Source organism: Natronobiforma cellulositropha (genome assembly GCF_025629245.1).
Classification (GTDB): domain Archaea; phylum Halobacteriota; class Halobacteria; order Halobacteriales; family Natrialbaceae; genus Natronobiforma; species Natronobiforma cellulositropha.
Genome location: NZ_JANZXN010000017.1, coordinates 110255 through 126363, shown reverse-complemented (window position 1 = coordinate 126363; position 16109 = coordinate 110255). Strand labels below are relative to the sequence as shown.

The window sequence follows — 16109 nt, the reverse complement described above, 5'->3', positions numbered from 1 at the left end:
CTTTATCACAGTAGTTCGATTACCCTGCAGAGATGCCCTGGGAATGTGGAATCGACGGCTGTGGTGCGGTCTTCGACGACCCCGAGTCGCTCGTCGTCCACCAGGTGAACACCCACGACGGCTGTGAGTGTAAGGTGTGTGGAACCGTCGTGCCCGACGGCTACCTCGCGATTCGTCACGCGTTCACCGAACACAGTCGCGCCGAGTACGTCCGCGCCTACGGCGCGAGCGCAGCGGACATCCGCCAGCGTGAGGAACTCATCGAAGAACTCGAGGAACACACTGACGTGAACGCGATCACGTCACAGTCGAACGGCTGAGTCGAGCGACTGCGGAACGCCAGAGGCAGGCGTTCGAATCTAACGCTCTTCGCTGTCGAGAACGCGAATCTGGTCGCCGCGGACGGTGACCGGAATCGGCACGGTCGCCTCGTACAGTTCGACGGTAACCTGGTCTTTCCCCTCGTCGATACGCTGGACCTGCGCCTTCTCGCCTTTGAACGGCCCGGCGATGAGTTCGACGATGTCACCCTCGGCGATGCCCTCGACGTCGGGTTTCGGCGAGAGGAAGTGCTCGACCTCGGAGATGTCCGACTCGCCGGGAACGATCGTCCGCGCGTGGGGGATATCCTCGAGGACGCGCTCTAAGACGGCGTTGTCGTCGGCTTCGACCATCACGTAGGAGGTCAGCGAGTCAGGGGCCAACGCGGCGTGGACCTCCGGCTCTTCACGGTTGATAATCATGTCTGCGACGGTCATCTCCTGGCTCGCCGTCGTCTTCACGGCGTAGATCGGCATCAGAACCCACCCGTCAGCAAGAGCATGATACTGCCGATAATGAAGCCGATAAAGCCGACGAGTAAGATACCGGCACCGGCGATCTTCGAGACCATCATAAACTCCTCTCGCGTGGGTGTCGTCGCCATCTTCAACACCCGCACGTACGAGGTGAGGTCGTACGGAACGTCCATATCTACACGTTCACACCGCGCCACCTTTTATCTGTCTTTCTGTCCAGCCGCGGTCTCGAGCGATCCGCCCCCGAACCGAGTGAGCATCGAACGGCGGTCGTTGCACACGACGGCCCAGCACTCACCCCGTCTCGATCCCTCTACCCGAGCGTGGCAGACGACGACACCGACCGCGCCGACGAGCACGCGGCCGAGCTCGAGGCGGAGATCGACGAGGAACTCGAGCGCATCGGCCGCGACCCCGACGAGGTCGACGACGGGGAGGACGCCCTCGGAACGCAGAACGCGCCACGCGAGGAGGGCGAGAGGCTCGAGGACTTCGAGCCAGAGACCGACGAGTCGGAAACCGGAGAACCGGAGGCAGCAGAAACAGAGCACGCAGAGACGGACGAAGCGTGAGCGGCGGGCGGCCGGTTCTCGGCCGCGCGCACCGCTCGAGAGAGCAGCGAGAGTCACGCTCGAGACGGTCTCGAGGCGGATGAGCTTACTCCTCGTCGAAGAGCGTCTCGCCGGTGACCATGTGTTCTTCGACGGCGTCTAGGTCGAGGGTGATGCCGAGACCCGGCTCTTCCGGGATCTCGATGTAGCCGTCCTCGATGACGGTCTCCTCGACCAGGTCCTCCCACCAGCCGAGCTGGTAGCTGTGGTACTCGACGGCGAGTGCGTTCGGGATGGCCGCACCGACGTGGGCGCTCGCGACCGTCGCGACCGGCGAGGAGACGTTGTGCATCGCCACCGGGATGTAGTAGGTGTCTGCGAGGTCGGCGATCTTTCGCGTCTCGCGCATCCCGCCGACTTTCGGCATGTCGGGGGCGATGATGTCGACCGCCTGGTTCTCGATGAGGCGGCGCTGGCCGTGTTTGCGGTAGACGTTCTCACCGGCGGTGATCGGCGTCGTCGTACTCTGGGTGACCGCCGTCTGGACGTCGTGGTTCTCCGGCGGGACGGGATCCTCGAGCCACCAGATGTCGTACTCCTCGAGTCGCTTCGCGAGGCGGTTCGCACTGCCTGCGGAGAAGGTCCAGTGGCAGTCGAAGGCGACGTCGGCGCGCGAGCCGACGCGCTGGGTGACGGCCTCGACGATGCTGGCTTTGTGCTCGATCTCGACGTCGCGCAGGTGGCGGTTCGCGCGGTCTTTCTCGTGGCCCGACGGCACGTCTAAGTCGAACTTGAGGGCGTCGTAGCCCAGTTCCTCGACGACGCGCTCGGCCTCGTCGGCGCAGGCGATGGGGTCGGCCTCGTCGGCGGTGTGACAGTCACAGTAGACGCGCATCTCGTCGCGGTACTTCCCACCGAGAAGCTGGTAGGCGGGGACCTCGAGGATCTTTCCGGCGAGGTCGTGGAGCGCGATTTCGATGCCGGCGATGGCGGTGACGGTGACGCCCTGGATCGACCCCTCGCCGGACATCTTCTGGACGAGGTGTTCGGTGAGGCGGTCGATGTCGAGGGGGTTCTCCCCGACGAGGAAGGGCTTCATCCGCTCGGTGAGTTCCGGGACGCCAGCGCCCCAGTAGGCCTCGCCGGTGCCGACGATACCGGCGTCGGTGTAGATTCTGACGAGCGTCCACGGGAAGTTCCCGTCGATCATCGTCGTCTGGATGTCGGTGATCTCGACGTCGCGGCCGCCCCCGCGTTCGTTCGTGACGCCCATCGTCTCGGCGGAGAGGTCACGCATGGTGTACTCGGCGTTAGGATCGTGCAAATCGGCGTAATCGATTCCCATAGTGTGCGGTTGACTCGCCCTGTAGTAAAAGCTTACATTGCGGGCCGGTCCGTGTCAGTCCGTGACAGTTGTCGATCCGCAGACTCGAGCGGACGGGCCGTCAGCCAGACCGCACGGAAGTGTCGCCAGCAGGCAGTGCGGGCGGGACCGTCGTCGACGACGAGCACCTGTCGGTGCTCGAGACGGCCGTCGGTCGTCGGCAGCGCGAGAGCGACCACGTCGTCGGTGACGACCATCGTGTACGAATCGGTCGCGTCGGGGTGCGTCCGAACGCGTGAATCGAAACGCGCGTCCCGGCGGTCAGTATCGGTCTCGAGACCGCCCGCGCCGGTGTCGCCCAGGATGACTATTCGCGCAGACGAGACGGTCTCGAGCGCCGTCACCAGCGGCGAGTCGTCACTGCCGAGGATGACCCCGACATCGCGTGCAGCCGCCAGCAGGTCTGAGAGCGGAGCCGACGACGACGCGTCGACGACCGACCAGGACGAACGGACGAGACTGGCGCGAATCGAGCGAGGCACTACGGCGGCGTCGTGTCGTTCCCAGAAGGGCGCGCAGGTGCGTGTCACCTCGTCGAGTCGCTGACAGTGGTCCAGCGCGTCGGCGATCAACCGACCCCGTCCCGTGAGCGACCAGCGCTCGCCGGTTCGAGCGACGAGTCCGAACTCTGCGAGACCGACGAACGCGTCGTACACCGCAGACTCACACGCGTCGACCTGCTCGACGACGGTCCGACGGTCAGCGGGTGCCGACGCCAGCGTCCGAAGCGTCTCACGTCGAGCAGCGGAGGCGAAGACGTACTCGAGCGGTGTGGGAGACGCACGCATATAGGAGAAGAGTAGATGACTGGAATAAATCACTATCGATGGTGGAAATTTGCTCGACCACCATTGTATGTACGGGTTTCCGCTCAGAGTGGAATCACAACGTTTAGGCACGGCCGTGGGATGCATATCGTTGCTGTCGGGTCATGCCTATCCCGCGTCCACACGACGCGTCCGGACAGCACGAGTACGCGGAGTGGGATCACTCGAGAAGCGAGACACTCGAGTGAGCCACCGACTCCGCCGTCGTCTGGTCTGCCCCTCGAGCGGCTGCCACCCGAGCCGGGTCACCGTCGGGAGACCGCGTCGGGAATCGCACTGACGTCCGCCTCGAACGCCGTTTCTACCGCGAACGCGGCCCGTTTCTCGGCTTCGCGGCGTGCGATCGCCTGCGAGCCGACGGCGAACTCGACGCGGGTGACACCGTCGGCCGGCCGGTGGCGGCCGAGGACGGTCACGGGTCCGATCTCACGGGTGTTCCTGACGTGCGTACCGCCACAGGCAGCGACGTCCCACGGGTCACTCGAGCCGTTGGCCGCTCTGTCGTCTTCTGCCCCGACCGTGACGAGTCGGACGCACCCGCTCGAGGAGACGTCGTGGCGATCACGCTCGTCGAACGCGACGTCGTCTCGCTCGCGCACCTCGGCTGCGGGAACGCGCTCCCAGCAGACCGGGCGGGACTGCCAGACGACCTCGTTGAGCCGACGGTCCAGTTCGACCAGCGCGTCGTCGTCGACGGTGTGTGCGGTCTCGAGGTCGACCGTCACCGTCTCCGCGTCGACCGTGACGCCCGCGTAGGCGAGGTCGTCGAACAGTCGCCGGCCGGCACCGTACAACACGTGTGCGGCGGTGTGTGCACGCATACAGTACATTCGATACGCCCAGTCGATCGAACAGAGGACACGCTGACCGGCACCGAAGCGCGGTTCGTCGGCGAGTACGTGAACGTGTTCGCCGTCTTCGAACCGAACCGCCTCGACCGCCACGTCACCGACCGTGCCACGGTCTGCGGGCTGCCCACAACCGCCCGCGTAGAAGAACGAGGTCTCGAGCCACACCTGGCGGCCGTCGACCGCGACGACTTCGGTTTCGAACCGGGTCGTGTACGGTTCGTCTGCCGCCCGTTGTCCGCTCATCACTGCGAGTGGGCGTGCCGTCACTAAAAGTCTGCTCGCCGTTTCAGCGGGTGAGTCGAGCGCCGAACCAGCGACGAACGAACGTCACTCGGTGAGCGTCACGTCGAGTGTCTCCTCGAGCGCGGTGACGAGTCCGCCACCGACGCCGGCCTGGGTCGCCCGCCCCTGTTCGACCGCGAGCAGGTCCGCCTCCCGACAGCCGAGTTCGTCCGCCAGTTCCTCGCGCGTGTAGCCCGCCTCCTGGCGCGCCTCGAGCAACAGGTCGCCGTAACCCGAGCGCAGGTACGGCAGCGGGTCGTCGTCGTAGTTCGTTCCCTCTTTCTCCCAGTGTTCGGTGTCGCCGTCCCAGGTCGGACTGGCTTTCGCGACGTTCTGTGCGGCCCGCTTGCGCCTGCTCACTTCGTCGTCACGTCTGCCGCCACCACCACTACCGCCGCGCGAGCGCTGGGTGTCGTCGCCGTGTGAGGCACAGGAACCGCAGACCTCGAGCGTCGCTCCGGCGACAGTCGTCGACCGCAGCGAGTCACTCTCGGCGCCACAGAGTTCGCAGGTGGTTCCGCCCCCACCCGACGACGAACCCGTCGAGTACTTGGCCATACGAGACGTTGGTCCCTCCCGCATTTGAATACACCGCTCCGAGCGGTTGCCGCCAGCCAGTTCCGTCGAACACAGCGCTGTGAGAGGAGGACACACCGCGCGGATGAAACGAAACCCATATCAAAGGACTCCGTCTACTGTGAGATGCGAACGAAAGCACGCGAGCGTGGGTAGCCAAGCCAGGCCAACGGCGCAGCGTTGAGGGCGCTGTCCCGTAGGGGTCCGCCGGTTCAAATCCGGTCCCACGCATCGCACTGGTGGGCAAGACGCCCACCGAACTCGATGCAGGTGATCTCCCTCCGTGGACATCACCCACGCATAATCCTTCCAGACCAACTCCACCGAGCGAGTGCGCTGTTCCGTCGAGGTCCGTCGGCGAGCGCAGTCCACGCTCGAGACAGAACGAACGCAGACACCCGGTGAATCTCGTGTGATCGTGACACACTCGAGTACGACACAGTGTCGGAGAGAGGCTAATTACCAAAACATGTTGGAGACACCTTTGAAAGACCCCGGGAATCATAGCATGGTATGCCGACACCGACCGACGACGCCGACCGCGCCTCGCTCGAAACGGTACACCAACTCTTCGGAAGCGCTCGCCGGCGGTATCTGCTCAGGCGGCTGGCAGACGAGCGCGTGCTGTCGTTCGATCAGCTGAGCCAGGAGATCGCCGAGCAGGAGTCCGAGTCGGACGAGACCAGTACAGAGGCGCGAAAAGAGGTCGAAATCTCGCTGGTACACAATCACGTGCCCCGACTCGCCGATCACGGCTTTCTCGAGTACGACAGCCGCAGCGGCGACATCGTCCTGAGCGAGCGCGGGGAGACACTCGAATCGCTCCTCGAGCAGTGGGAATCGATCACGGGCGTCGCGGACGCTCCGAAGCACACCTCGGTCGCACTCTCGACGCAGCACGTCGACGGACGGTAACTGGCTCTCCCGGCGTCGTTATCTCGACTCGAGCGCCAGCCACCGGTCCGAGAAGACGCCGTCGACGCCGAGGAGGGCGACCAGCGCCGCCTCGAGTCTCGAATCGACGGTCCAGGCGGTGACCGCGAGACCGTGCCGGTGTGCGCGCGCGACGAGAAGCGTCCGGGCGCAGAGGTCCGCTCGCGGGTGGATCGCCACGCAGTCGTAGCGCTCGGCGACCGAGAGCGCGCCGCGGGCGTCCCGACAGATGTACGCCAGTGCGAGCGAGTCCTCGCGCCGCCGGAGGGAGGCCAGGACGGCGGCGTCGAACGACGAGACGAGCACGTCGCCGTCGTATCCGGCGAGGACGTCGAGGAGGTCGTCTGCCAGGCCGCATTCTTTCAGTTCGACGGTGAGCAGCGGCGGGTCGGGGTCGTCGGCGAGCGCCGCGAGCACGTCCGCGAGCCGTGGCACCGTCCCGCCGGCGGTGAGTTCGATCTTCCTGAGGTGGTCCCACTCGAGGTCGCGAACGGGGGTCGAGACGCCGGCGACGCGCTCGAGCGTCGCGTCGTGGACGCAGACGAGTTCGCCCGAGCCACAGCGGCGAACGTCGACTTCGATCGCATCGGCCCGCGGGGCGGCCCACGCGACCGCCTCGAGGGTGTTCTCGGGAGCGTCGCTCGCGAAGCCGCGGTGGGCGAAGACGGTGAGCGTTCGCAGCCGTGCACGTGCGAAGAGCACACTGAGCGCTCCGAGGACCAGTCCGCCGGTGACGACCGCCGATATACGCCTCATCTCGTGGCTGTTCGCGGGCGCGTGGCTAAAGCGTCGCCCATCTGCGGTCCGGACGCGCCTCGCGTGCGGTCACCGGCGGCGGTACGAAGAAACGGCTTTGGTCTCCGAAACGAACGCTCGAGTATGGCCGAAACGGACGCGACGGGGATGCGAGCGCGGGTGCCGGTCCTGACGGGCGTGTTGAGCGTGGTCTCGCTCGCGCTGGTGTTCAGTGCGGCGGGTGGCGTGATACCGCAGTCTGTCGTGCCCGAGACGCCGTCGTGGGTGCTCGAGGCGATTCCACACGTCAACGCGGTGCTCAGTCTGGCGGCGATCGGTGCGATCGGCTACGGGTGGCGGGCGATTCGCGCGGGTGCCGTCGAGCGCCACCGGGTGGCGATGCTCGCGGCGTTCGGGCTGTTCGCGGTCTTTCTGGTCTGTTATCTCTACCGACTCGTCGCCCTCGGCGGCCCAGCGTCGTTTCCGGGACCGGCGTCGGTCGAGCGATTGGTCTACCTGCCGATGCTCGCGGTCCACATCCTGCTGGCGGTGGTCTGTATCCCGCTGCTCTACTACGCCCTGTTGCTCGCGCTGACCCACTCGCCGCGCGAACTGCGGCGGACGCGCCACGCACAGGTCGGACGAGTCGCCGCGTCGCTGTGGCTCGTCTCGTTCGCCCTCGGTATCGGCGTCTACCTGCTGTTGTATCACGTCTATTGAGGCGGGAGAAGCGGGCGGAAGGCCGTCGGAATCAGTCGTCAGCGCTGAGCGGTGTCTGGTCGACCGCCGGGCGGGTGACGTCCCGGTCGCTCGCCTCGCCGTCGATGTCGAAGGGGTACTCGCCGGTGACACAGCCCATACAGAGGTCGCTACGGTCGGTCTCGAGGACCGCCGCGACGGCGTCTTTCGAGAGGTAGGCGAGGCTGTCGGCCTGAATCGCCTCACAGATCTCGTCGACGGTCTTATCGGAGGCGATCAGTTCCTCGCGGGTGGCCATGTCGATGCCCATGTAACAGGGGGCGACGATCGGTGGCGCACCGATGCGCATGTGAACTTCCTCCGCGCCACAGTCTCTGAGCAGCTGGACGAGTTGGGTCGAGGTCGTCCCGCGGACGATCGAGTCGTCGATGATGGTGACCGTCCGGCCCTCGACGGTCGACTTGATCGGGTTGAGTTTGAGGCGGACGGCGCGCTCGCGTTCGCCCTGTGTCGGCATGATGAACGTCCGGCCGACGTAGCGGTTCTTCATCAGCCCCTCGGCGAACTCGACGCCCTCGTCGTCCTCCTCGCGGAGGTCGCCGGAAGCGGTGGTCTCGCTCGCGGCGTCGGCGTAGCCGGAGGCGAACGCGCGCCCGGAGTCGGGGACCGGCATCACGACGTCCGACTCGACGCCGCTCTCTTCCCACAGCTTCCGTCCGAGGTTTCGCCGAACCTCGTAGACGAGGCTGCCGTCGATGACCGAGTCGGGCCGGGCGAAGTAGACGTGTTCGAAGAAACAGTGGGCGGTGTTGTCCAGTTCGACGAGCTGGTAGGAGTCGAAGCCGGAGCCGTCTTCCTGTAAGACGACGAGTTCGCCCGGTCTGACGTCGCGGACGAGTTCGCCGTCGAGCGTGTCGATGGCCGCCGATTCGGAGGCGATGATGTAGCCGTCCTCGAGTTTGCCGATACACAGCGGGCGGTTGCCCTGGGGGTCGCGCACGCCCATGACGGTGTCGTCGTGCATGATCGTCAGCGAGTACGAGCCGTGAATGCGGCTCATCGTGCGTTTCACCGCGCGCACGAGGTCGGCGTCGAGCAGGTTGCGCGCGAGGTCGTGGGCGATCGCTTCGGTGTCGCCGTCGCTGGTGAAGGCGTGGCCCATCCCCGCGAGTTCGTCGCGAATCTCGTCTGCGTTGACCAGGTTACCGTTGTGTGAGAGACCGAGCGACCCGCTCTTGAACGAGACGGAGAACGGCTGGGCGCAACAGGAGTCGACGCTCCCCGCCGTCGGATACCGGACGTGGCCGATGCCCGCCGAGCCGTTGAGCTGGTCGAGGTCGTCCTCCCCGAAGACGTCCCCCACGAGACCCATCCCGACGTGGCTGTGTTGCTGGAAGCCGTCGTGGGTGACGATCCCGGCGGACTCCTGGCCGCGGTGCTGGAGCGCGTAGAGTGCGTAGTACAGTGGTCTCGCCGCGTCCCGCCCCTCGAGTGAGACGCCGACGACGCCGCACTTTTCGGTCATCCCGGTTCGGTGGGAGCTCTCGCCCCGCCCGTTGCTCATGTACTCTCGTAGCGGGCCGGACCGATAAAAATCTCCTTGTTTGTGCGGACCTCGTCTCCGACGCGGAAGCGAATATGCACGGATATGCATAGGCCGGAGGGAAAAGCGGTGCAGACGAGCGGAGAGGATGCTCCCAGAGAGAGCGACCTGGAGCAGGGTGACGACTCGAGGCGGTCACTGGCGAGTGCGGTCGCTCGGGTGTCGAGTACGAGAGAGGAGAGCCGCGATCAGTGGTCGCCAGCCTTGCCCTGCCAGGCGTAGCTGCGTCGTTTCGCGGACTTGCCGAAGCCACACGACGAGCAGACGCCCTTTTTCACGTGGTAGGATTTCTCGCCACAGCGGCGGCACTTGACGTGTACTTTCTTGTTCTTCTTTCCTTGGCTCGGGGTTCCTGCGCCAGTCATGGAGTGATCGAAACGACGTTATCGCCGCGTATAATCGTTGTGTCTTCGGTCGGCGGCTCCTCGTCGATACCTGCAGCGACCGAGATAGCGACGTCTTCGAGGACCAGGTTCATGTGCTGGTCGTATCCAGCGAGGTCACCGACGTATTCGTCGCCGCTTTTCAGCCGTACCGTGACGCGTTCGCCGAGTGACGCCTCGAGGACGTCTAGCGGTCGTCCACTCATACAACAGAGCGCTGCCGTTGGACACTTAATCGTACCGGTCGTCAGGCGCCGGTGAACGACGCGAGGCATCCGGGTAGTCGAACCAGAACCCTCCACAACGGCTAAGTGTCCGGTCGGTGAAGAACAGGTATGGGATCTAAGAAGTTCACCTTCATCGAGTTGCATCTCGACGGCGACACCCAGTTCGGCCCGAAACAGATCAGCGACGCCCTCCCGACGATCGGCAGCGACGTCGACGTCGAAGAGGGTACACTGGAGACGCCGGAGGAGACCGAGACCGAGGTCGAGAGTGACGAGTCCCCGAGTGCGAAACCGGTCGCCGTCCTGGCCGGCCTGCTCGCGCTCGTCGCGGTCGCGCTCGTCGCGAAGAAGATCCGCGGTGGCGACGACGAAGACGAAGAGACGTTCGAGACGGTGGACGAACCGGACATCATCGTCGACTGAGCCGAACGCTTTTGGCCCACCTTCCCGTACTCACCCGCGTGAATCTCTACCGTAGCGCCCGGGCCGTTGCCGGGGCGTCTGGCGACCACGCCATCGACTGGCAGGCCGCCACCGAAGCCGCGAAAGCCTCGACCGATTCCGGGTCGATCACGCTCGAACCGGGCGAGCAAGAGGCCTACGCACGCGACGTCAAAGACGCTCGAGACGGCGTCGGCGCGGTCGCGGGGTTCTCGTTCGAGCTTCCGGGGACGATCGAGATCCAGAACCGTCACCACTGGATCGACGCGAACGTCGAGACCTTCGAGCGGGTGATGGCGCCGATCGAGTCCCAGGCAGGGATGCTCCCCGGCGTCGCACGCACGGTCAACACCGGGACGATGAGCGTCCTCCTCGCCTTCCTCGGACGGAACGTCCTCGGCCAGTACGACCCGCTCTTGCTCGCGGACACACCGACGGAAGACCACGCCCTCTACTTCGTCCGCCCGAACATCTTGAACGCCGCCGACGCACTCGACGTCGACGCCGACCGCTTTCGCCGCTGGATCGCGTTCCACGAAGTGACCCACGCCGCCGAGTTCGCCGCCGCGCCGTGGCTGTCGACGCACCTCGAGACCCGCATGGAGGCGGGCATCGAGACGCTCTCGGCTGGCTCGTTCGACACGGACGCCTTCAGGGACCTCGACGCCGCGATGACCGTCGTCGAGGGCTACGCGGAACTGCTGATGGATCACGCCTTCGACGACGAGTACGAGGACCTCCGACGGAAACTCGACGCGCGCAGACAGGGGCGCAACCCGCTCGAGAAACTGTTCCGACGCCTGCTCGGTCTCGGGCTCAAGCGCCGCCAGTACGAGCGCGGGAAGGCGTTCTTCGAACACGTCACCGCCGTCCGCGGTCTCGAGGCGGCGACCGCCGTCTGGGAGCGCCCGGAGAACCTCCCGACACACGAGGAACTCGACGCGCCGGGGACCTGGCTCCAGCGGATCGACCCCTGACCGGTCGCGCGGGCGGGCCTACCTCGTCACCCACCGGAGATACCACAGCAAGCAGGCGCCGGTGAAGAGTCCACCGAGCGTGCCAGCGGCGACGACGCCGAGTGAGGCGTCGGCGTAGAGCGAGACCAGCCCACCAGAGGCGGCGACCAACAGGAGGAAGCCGACCTGGAGACGGCGCATCCCGCTCGCCGTTCGCACGGACGTTCGTCTCGAGTCGCTCATCCGACCACGGCTCCGCGAGACCCGTTCCGTCTCGGTTCGGGACGTGCGCGCTCGCTCGAGCGCGCACACCCGACTATCTCGTCCGCTCCGACGGCTTCGACCGGCCGTCGGCCGAATCCCGCCCCCTCGACGTGCATAGCTGTGCTGGGAGCGCGGGGAGTAAAGGCACACCGAAGCGGCGTGCACTCACGGAGAGGAGTGTCCGCCATCACATGAAGCCACGGCCGACTTCGTCGGTCTCGATGAGGTCGTCGAGTTCGGCCGAGAGGAGTTGTTCGGCCTCGTCGAACTCGTCGGCGAGACCGTCGAGTTCGTCGGGGCGGCCGTAGCCGTCGTAGGCCATCGGCCCGAACGCGGGGCTCTCGAGGACCTCCATCACGTCGTCGAACATATCACTCGGCGTCGTCGGGGCGTCGGCGTGGGCCTTCACGACCTCCTCGAGTTTGCTCGCCTGTGATTCGGCGTGGTCTTCGTCCTCCGGGGGCGAGCGGATGGCGAAGCGGGCGCTCGCGCCCCGTTCGCGTCCCGGTAAGTACGAACCGATCTCGTCGTCGAGGCTCCGGGCGACCTTCGCGCCGACGCCCCGGACCTGGTATGGGTTCTTCGCGTACGTCTTCAGGAAGAAGACGCCCGCACGTGGGTGTGCGAGATAGAGGTCCTCTCCCACCCCGCCGGAGCGGTTGCCAGCGACTGCGCGCCAGTCCTCGGGGTCGACCGACCGCTCGGCGACGTCCTCGAGTACGTCACGCCACTCACGAATCCGCATGGTCGTAGATTACGAGCCAGCGAGAAAGAACGTATCGGTCCCACACAGGTGGCGAACCAAAAGGGCTACGTGGGGTCCCCCGTCAGCACCAGACAGACGCGGTTCGTCTCGTATCAATGGCTACCCGACAGACCCCTACACTCCTCGAACTGTTCCGCGAAACACCCGCGAAGAGCGCCCTCCTGACGGTCGGCCCGCTCGCGCTCGCAGTCGGCCAGTTGCTCAACGGCTACCTCAACGGCGTCTCGCCGCTGATCGCCGTCGGCTTCGCCGTCGCGATGATCGGCTTCGCCGTCGTCGCCACGCGCCACCACGCCGCCGAGCACCGACTGGCCAGACTCGAGGCGACCCTCGAGCGGGAGGTCGGACTCGAAGAGACGGTGTGAGCAGTCACTCCGAAGAGTCCGGAGTGCCAGCCACCGCGCGCGCCTCGCGCATCTCGTAGGCGTTGTAGCCGGCCAGCACCGCGATGAGCAGGCCCGAAATCGCCGTGTTCCAGAGATGGCCGCCGAGTAACTCGAAGAGAACCGCAGCGACGATGAGCCAGATGCCGAGCAGCGCGACGAGCGTCGAGACGCCGACGCTCGTCGGACGGCCGCTGTACTGGCGGTAGTAGTTGTAGCTGGCTGCGAAGACGACGAGCGCGCCGACGAGGACGTTGTTGAGGAGGATCGAGCCAGCCACGTCGTAGAGGAAGACGGAGGCGACGACCCAGGCACCGACGACGGCGGTCAGCGCGCTCACGAAGGCGATGTTCCGGCGGCGCTCCTCGTTGGCGACCCGCTCGGGTTCGTCGCGCGGGTCGCGCCCGTCGGCCGGGTCGCTACTCACACCGGAGCGGTCCCGGCGCTCCTCGCTCGCCCCGGTGCTGGTCTCGGTGTCGGCACGTCGCTCCCCACCCGCGTCGCCACTCGAGTCGCTCCCGGTCCGGTCGGTACCGTCGTCACCGCGGTCTGCGGGGCTCATAGTGTAGTGAATCCGTACTGCGCTCGAGTCACACAAAAACGACGCCGACCGTTCCAGCCACGAGCGGCCGGGCGGGAGGGAGGTAATCCGTCGTTGGATCCACGCCGCTCGCGAGCGAGTGGGGCGCTGGATGTGCGAGCGCTTTTGCGCTCTCGGTCCCTCAGCCACGAGCGTGAACGTGCGCGGAACCGTCACTGGCGACGTGACGATACGCTCGGTGACGACGAGTTACGGCGAGAGCGACCTCGCGGAGGTCCCGGTACTGGTGGGGCGCGTCGATTCGGACGCCGAGACGACGGTCACCGACGGCTCGAGCGGCGTGAACGAGGACGGCCCGGAACCCACCACCCTCACCCTCTGGGGGAAGTGGACGGAGTCGGCGCGCCTGCTCGAGTCCGGCATGGACGTCCTGGTCACGAACGCCGAAGAGCGGGAGTTTCGCGGCGAGCGTCAGTACTCGACGACCGGCGACTCCTACGTGGTGGTCGAACCGGACGTCCTCGTCACCGTCACCGACGTCCGGACCTGGGTCGAGTGTCCGCGGCTCTACTACCTGAACAAGCTCTCGGGCGTCCCGCTCAACTACCCCGTCGTGAAGGGGACGCTCGTCCACGAGGTCTTCGGCGACTTACTGCGCGGCCGAGCGCTCGAGGCGTCGATCGCCGACCGGATCGACGGGCGCGGCCTCGAACTCGGCGTCCTCGGCGAGTCGCCCGAGACCGTCGCCGAGGACGTGCGCAAGAACGCCGCCGCGATCGAAGGCTGGCTCGAGCAGGGTCGGCTCACCGAGGCGGACAGCTGGCGCTCCGAACAGTTGCTCATCAGCGAGACCTACGGTCTCAGGGGGCGGGCCGACGCCATCCGCCGGGGCGCGCCGGTCGAACTCAAGACGGGGAAGAACCTGCGCAAGGAGCCGCGGTTCAAGGACAAGGTGCAGGCGGCGCTCTACGCGCTCTTGCTCGAGGAACGCGGCGAGTCGGTCGACACCGGCACCCTGTTGTATACGAAGAACTCGGCGCTCGAGCGCAGCGAGGAGACCGGCGACCTCACGCCCGCGAAGGACTTCTCGATGGGCGACGGCCTGCTGAAGTACGTCCTCCGGATGCGAAACGAGGTCGCGGCGATGGAGTCGACGGGGCTGGTGCCGACCGGCGAGGAGGGCAACGCCAAGTGCGAGTACTGTTTCGAGCGCGACACCTGCATGGTCGTCTCCGGCCGCCTCGGCCAGGAGTCGAAAGCCGGCACCATCGGCGAGGCGATTCCCGAGGAGGAACGCGCCCACTTCGAGCGCTTCTACGAGGCGATCGAAGCCGAACGCCGCGAGGTCCACCGCGAGTACACCAAGCTCTGGGAGCAGACCGCCGAGGAGCGCGCCGACGACGACCGCGCGCTGATCGACCTCGAGTTCCTCGAGAAACGCGAACTCGAGGGCGGACGCTGGGAGTTGCGCGCGCACCAGCGCGAGCCAGCCACCTCGAAGCTTCGTGAGGGCGACCTGGTGCTCGCGAGCGACGGCCACCCGGTCCGGGGCGAGGCGGAACTGGCGCGGATCGAGCGCCTCGACGAGGAGGTCGTCCTGACGGCCGACGAACCCGTCGAGGTGACCCGTCTCGATATCTACCCCTCGGCGCTGACGATCAGTCGGCTGCTCGTCGCGCTCCACGACGCGCTGTTGAAAGGCGACGCACGCCGCAAGGACGTCCTCTTCGGGCGAGCCGACCCCGAGTTCGAGCCGCTCGAGGAGACGTTCGTCGAGAACAACGCCGCCCAGGACGAGGCGGTCCGGAAGGCCGTCGGCGCGCGCGACTGCGCGCTCATCCACGGCCCGCCGGGCACGGGCAAGACCTACACCATCGCCCGCGCGGTCCGCGCGATGGTCGACCGTGGCGAGCGCGTCCTGCTCTCGGCGTTCACGAACCGCGCGGTCGACAATATCCTCGAGGCGCTGCTCGAGCAGGGCGTCTCCGAGTTCGTCCGCGTCGGCAGCGAGAACGGTGTCAGAGCAGACATGCAGGCCTACCGCCTCGAGCGCTCGGGCGATCCGGAAGCACGCGTCCGGGAGCTACAGCAGGCACAGGTCGTCGCGGCGACGACCGCCTCGTGTGGCTCGCGCGTGATGGCCGAGCAGGCGTTCGACGTGGCGCTCGTCGACGAGGCCGCCCAGCTGACCGAACCGGGCACCTACGCTGCGATCAACCTCGCCTCGCGGTTCGTCCTCGTCGGCGACCACCAGCAGCTACCGCCGGTCGTCAGAGCCGACACCGACCTCTCCGCGTCGCTGTTCGAGCGGTTAGTCGAGCGCTACCCCGACGCGGGCGTCATGCTCGACCGCCAGTACCGCATGAACCAGCGCATCCAGGCGTTCGCCTCCCGCGAGTTCTACGACGGCGCGCTCAGACCCGCCACGCCCGAGGTCGCCGGCCGCTCGCTCGCGGACCTCCCCGGCGTCTCGCTCGAGACCCTGCCCGAACACCTGCGCGACCCCGTCACCTTCCTCGACGTGGCCGGCGACGAGAGCCGCCACACCGACAGCGAGGAGGCGGCCGCGATCGCCGACCTCGTCGAGACCTACGAGGCGGCCGGTCTCGAGCGCGAGCAGGTCGGCGTCATCGCCCCGTTTCGCGCCCAGGTCGCCGAAATCTCGAGCCACGTCGAGGGCGTTGCCGTCGACACCGTCGACCGTTTCCAGGGCTCGAGCCAGGAGGTGATCGTCGTCTCGTTCGTCGCCACCGGCGATCTCGAGGGACCGATCTTCGAGGACTACCGGCGGATCAACGTCGCGCTCACCCGGCCGAAACGCGCGCTCGTGCTCGTCGGCGACGCGCGGGCGCTCGAGTCGGATCCGGTCTACGCGCGGATGCTCGAGTGGGCACGCCGCTGATCGGTAGC

Annotated in this window: 21 protein-coding genes and 1 tRNA gene; 9 read left to right on the top strand and 13 right to left on the bottom strand. The window is 66.7% G+C overall.

What is annotated here, in order from left to right:
* The first annotated feature begins 32 nt into the window (after positions 1-32).
* Positions 33-320, top strand: a complete 288-nt coding sequence (locus tag N0B15_RS09060; RefSeq protein ID WP_263019370.1) for a DUF7565 family protein — start codon at positions 33-35, stop codon at positions 318-320.
* 39 nt (positions 321-359) lie between these two features.
* Here N0B15_RS09060 and N0B15_RS09055 read toward each other — a convergent pair whose 3' ends face one another.
* Positions 360-797, bottom strand: a complete 438-nt coding sequence (locus N0B15_RS09055; RefSeq protein ID WP_263019369.1) for a transcription elongation factor Spt5 — start codon at positions 795-797, stop codon at positions 360-362.
* Positions 797-970 carry a protein translocase SEC61 complex subunit gamma gene (locus tag N0B15_RS09050; RefSeq protein WP_263019368.1) on the bottom strand — a complete coding sequence of 58 codons (174 nt, stop codon included), beginning with the start codon at positions 968-970 and terminating at the stop codon, positions 797-799. The genes N0B15_RS09055 and N0B15_RS09050 overlap by 1 nt, the downstream gene beginning before the upstream one ends.
* Before the next feature lie 150 nt (positions 971-1120).
* Between N0B15_RS09050 and N0B15_RS09045 the strand changes: the two genes are divergently transcribed.
* A complete protein-coding gene (locus N0B15_RS09045; protein WP_263019367.1) occupies positions 1121-1369 on the top strand; it encodes a hypothetical protein in 249 nt (82 codons plus the stop codon).
* An 85-nt stretch (positions 1370-1454) separates the two neighbouring features.
* Here N0B15_RS09045 and N0B15_RS09040 read toward each other — a convergent pair whose 3' ends face one another.
* The 4 genes from N0B15_RS09040 to N0B15_RS09025 form a co-directional block, all read right to left on the bottom strand.
* Entirely contained in the window at positions 1455-2693 is a 1239-nt protein-coding gene (locus N0B15_RS09040; RefSeq protein WP_263019366.1) for a mandelate racemase/muconate lactonizing enzyme family protein, read from the bottom strand.
* A 32-nt stretch (positions 2694-2725) separates the two neighbouring features.
* A complete protein-coding gene (locus tag N0B15_RS09035; protein ID WP_263019365.1) occupies positions 2726-3520 on the bottom strand; it encodes a hypothetical protein in 795 nt (264 codons plus the stop codon).
* Positions 3521-3804: 284 nt separating this feature from the next.
* Positions 3805-4653, bottom strand: coding sequence for an alanyl-tRNA editing protein (locus N0B15_RS09030; RefSeq protein WP_263019364.1), 849 nt, complete (start codon positions 4651-4653; stop codon positions 3805-3807).
* An 84-nt stretch (positions 4654-4737) separates the two neighbouring features.
* Positions 4738-5250, bottom strand: a complete 513-nt coding sequence (locus N0B15_RS09025) for a helix-turn-helix domain-containing protein (protein WP_263019363.1) — start codon at positions 5248-5250, stop codon at positions 4738-4740.
* A gap of 164 nt (positions 5251-5414) precedes the next feature.
* On the opposite strand from N0B15_RS09025, the gene N0B15_RS09020 reads away from it, so the two are divergent.
* Positions 5415-5499 (top strand) — tRNA-Leu (locus tag N0B15_RS09020).
* A gap of 282 nt (positions 5500-5781) precedes the next feature.
* Positions 5782-6183 (top strand): DUF7344 domain-containing protein, encoded by a 402-nt coding sequence (locus tag N0B15_RS09015; RefSeq protein ID WP_263019362.1) that lies wholly within the window; start codon positions 5782-5784, stop codon positions 6181-6183.
* A gap of 18 nt (positions 6184-6201) precedes the next feature.
* Here N0B15_RS09015 and N0B15_RS09010 read toward each other — a convergent pair whose 3' ends face one another.
* Positions 6202-6957: a glycerophosphodiester phosphodiesterase gene (locus N0B15_RS09010; RefSeq protein ID WP_263019361.1), complete on the bottom strand. Its 756-nt coding sequence runs from the start codon at positions 6955-6957 to the stop codon at positions 6202-6204.
* 123 nt (positions 6958-7080) lie between these two features.
* Here N0B15_RS09010 and N0B15_RS09005 point away from each other — a divergent pair, with 123 nt between their 5' ends.
* The gene (locus N0B15_RS09005) at positions 7081-7656 is read left to right on the top strand and encodes a DUF420 domain-containing protein (RefSeq protein WP_263019360.1); all 576 of its coding nucleotides are present in this window, start codon (positions 7081-7083) and stop codon (positions 7654-7656) included.
* Between the two features lie 31 nt (positions 7657-7687).
* Here N0B15_RS09005 and purF read toward each other — a convergent pair whose 3' ends face one another.
* The 3 genes from purF to N0B15_RS08990 form a co-directional block, all read right to left on the bottom strand.
* Complete coding sequence (gene purF / locus N0B15_RS09000) at positions 7688-9160, bottom strand: amidophosphoribosyltransferase (protein WP_263019475.1); 1473 nt, start codon at positions 9158-9160, stop codon at positions 7688-7690.
* A 266-nt stretch (positions 9161-9426) separates the two neighbouring features.
* A complete protein-coding gene (locus N0B15_RS08995; protein ID WP_263019359.1) occupies positions 9427-9603 on the bottom strand; it encodes a 50S ribosomal protein L37e in 177 nt (58 codons plus the stop codon).
* On the bottom strand, positions 9600-9827 hold the full coding sequence (locus N0B15_RS08990) for an LSM domain-containing protein (RefSeq protein WP_263019358.1): 228 nt from the start codon (positions 9825-9827) through the stop codon (positions 9600-9602). The genes N0B15_RS08995 and N0B15_RS08990 overlap by 4 nt, the downstream gene beginning before the upstream one ends.
* 129 nt (positions 9828-9956) lie before the next feature.
* Here N0B15_RS08990 and N0B15_RS08985 point away from each other — a divergent pair, with 129 nt between their 5' ends.
* Together N0B15_RS08985 and N0B15_RS08980 are read left to right on the top strand one after the other, a co-directional pair.
* Positions 9957-10271, top strand: coding sequence for a hypothetical protein (locus N0B15_RS08985; protein ID WP_263019357.1), 315 nt, complete (start codon positions 9957-9959; stop codon positions 10269-10271).
* 38 nt (positions 10272-10309) lie between these two features.
* On the top strand, positions 10310-11266 hold the full coding sequence (locus tag N0B15_RS08980) for a zinc-dependent metalloprotease (RefSeq protein WP_263019356.1): 957 nt from the start codon (positions 10310-10312) through the stop codon (positions 11264-11266).
* Positions 11267-11284: 18 nt separating this feature from the next.
* On the opposite strand, the gene N0B15_RS08975 is transcribed toward N0B15_RS08980, so the two are convergent.
* Positions 11285-11488 (bottom strand): hypothetical protein, encoded by a 204-nt coding sequence (locus N0B15_RS08975; RefSeq protein ID WP_263019355.1) that lies wholly within the window; start codon positions 11486-11488, stop codon positions 11285-11287.
* 208 nt (positions 11489-11696) lie between these two features.
* Positions 11697-12254, bottom strand: coding sequence for a hypothetical protein (locus N0B15_RS08970; RefSeq protein WP_263019354.1), 558 nt, complete (start codon positions 12252-12254; stop codon positions 11697-11699).
* 116 nt (positions 12255-12370) lie between these two features.
* Here N0B15_RS08970 and N0B15_RS08965 point away from each other — a divergent pair, with 116 nt between their 5' ends.
* The gene (locus tag N0B15_RS08965; protein ID WP_263019353.1) at positions 12371-12640 is read left to right on the top strand and encodes a hypothetical protein; all 270 of its coding nucleotides are present in this window, start codon (positions 12371-12373) and stop codon (positions 12638-12640) included.
* A 4-nt stretch (positions 12641-12644) separates the two neighbouring features.
* On the opposite strand, the gene N0B15_RS08960 is transcribed toward N0B15_RS08965, so the two are convergent.
* On the bottom strand, positions 12645-13220 hold the full coding sequence (locus N0B15_RS08960) for an SPW repeat domain-containing protein (protein WP_263019352.1): 576 nt from the start codon (positions 13218-13220) through the stop codon (positions 12645-12647).
* 172 nt (positions 13221-13392) lie between these two features.
* Here N0B15_RS08960 and N0B15_RS08955 point away from each other — a divergent pair, with 172 nt between their 5' ends.
* Positions 13393-16101 carry an AAA domain-containing protein gene (locus N0B15_RS08955; protein WP_263019351.1) on the top strand — a complete coding sequence of 903 codons (2709 nt, stop codon included), beginning with the start codon at positions 13393-13395 and terminating at the stop codon, positions 16099-16101.
* The last annotated feature ends 8 nt before the right edge of the window (positions 16102-16109 follow it).

What these genes read in the sequence shown, in the direction of transcription:
- N0B15_RS09060 (WP_263019370.1), top strand. Translation starts at nt 33, where the DNA reads ATGCCCTGGGAATGTGGAATCGACGGCTGTGGTGCGGTCTTCGACGAC.
- N0B15_RS09055 (WP_263019369.1), bottom strand. Translation starts at nt 797, where the DNA reads ATGCCGATCTACGCCGTGAAGACGACGGCGAGCCAGGAGATGACCGTC.
- N0B15_RS09050 (WP_263019368.1), bottom strand. Translation starts at nt 970, where the DNA reads ATGGACGTTCCGTACGACCTCACCTCGTACGTGCGGGTGTTGAAGATG.
- N0B15_RS09040 (WP_263019366.1), bottom strand. Translation starts at nt 2,693, where the DNA reads ATGGGAATCGATTACGCCGATTTGCACGATCCTAACGCCGAGTACACC.
- N0B15_RS09035 (WP_263019365.1), bottom strand. Translation starts at nt 3,520, where the DNA reads ATGCGTGCGTCTCCCACACCGCTCGAGTACGTCTTCGCCTCCGCTGCT.
- N0B15_RS09030 (WP_263019364.1), bottom strand. Translation starts at nt 4,653, where the DNA reads ATGAGCGGACAACGGGCGGCAGACGAACCGTACACGACCCGGTTCGAA.
- N0B15_RS09025 (WP_263019363.1), bottom strand. Translation starts at nt 5,250, where the DNA reads ATGGCCAAGTACTCGACGGGTTCGTCGTCGGGTGGGGGCGGAACCACC.
- N0B15_RS09015 (WP_263019362.1), top strand. Translation starts at nt 5,782, where the DNA reads ATGCCGACACCGACCGACGACGCCGACCGCGCCTCGCTCGAAACGGTA.
- N0B15_RS09010 (WP_263019361.1), bottom strand. Translation starts at nt 6,957, where the DNA reads ATGAGGCGTATATCGGCGGTCGTCACCGGCGGACTGGTCCTCGGAGCG.
- N0B15_RS09005 (WP_263019360.1), top strand. Translation starts at nt 7,081, where the DNA reads ATGGCCGAAACGGACGCGACGGGGATGCGAGCGCGGGTGCCGGTCCTG.
- purF (WP_263019475.1), bottom strand. Translation starts at nt 9,160, where the DNA reads ATGACCGAAAAGTGCGGCGTCGTCGGCGTCTCACTCGAGGGGCGGGAC.
- N0B15_RS08995 (WP_263019359.1), bottom strand. Translation starts at nt 9,603, where the DNA reads ATGACTGGCGCAGGAACCCCGAGCCAAGGAAAGAAGAACAAGAAAGTA.
- N0B15_RS08990 (WP_263019358.1), bottom strand. Translation starts at nt 9,827, where the DNA reads ATGAGTGGACGACCGCTAGACGTCCTCGAGGCGTCACTCGGCGAACGC.
- N0B15_RS08985 (WP_263019357.1), top strand. Translation starts at nt 9,957, where the DNA reads ATGGGATCTAAGAAGTTCACCTTCATCGAGTTGCATCTCGACGGCGAC.
- N0B15_RS08975 (WP_263019355.1), bottom strand. Translation starts at nt 11,488, where the DNA reads ATGAGCGACTCGAGACGAACGTCCGTGCGAACGGCGAGCGGGATGCGC.
- N0B15_RS08970 (WP_263019354.1), bottom strand. Translation starts at nt 12,254, where the DNA reads ATGCGGATTCGTGAGTGGCGTGACGTACTCGAGGACGTCGCCGAGCGG.
- N0B15_RS08965 (WP_263019353.1), top strand. Translation starts at nt 12,371, where the DNA reads ATGGCTACCCGACAGACCCCTACACTCCTCGAACTGTTCCGCGAAACA.
- N0B15_RS08960 (WP_263019352.1), bottom strand. Translation starts at nt 13,220, where the DNA reads ATGAGCCCCGCAGACCGCGGTGACGACGGTACCGACCGGACCGGGAGC.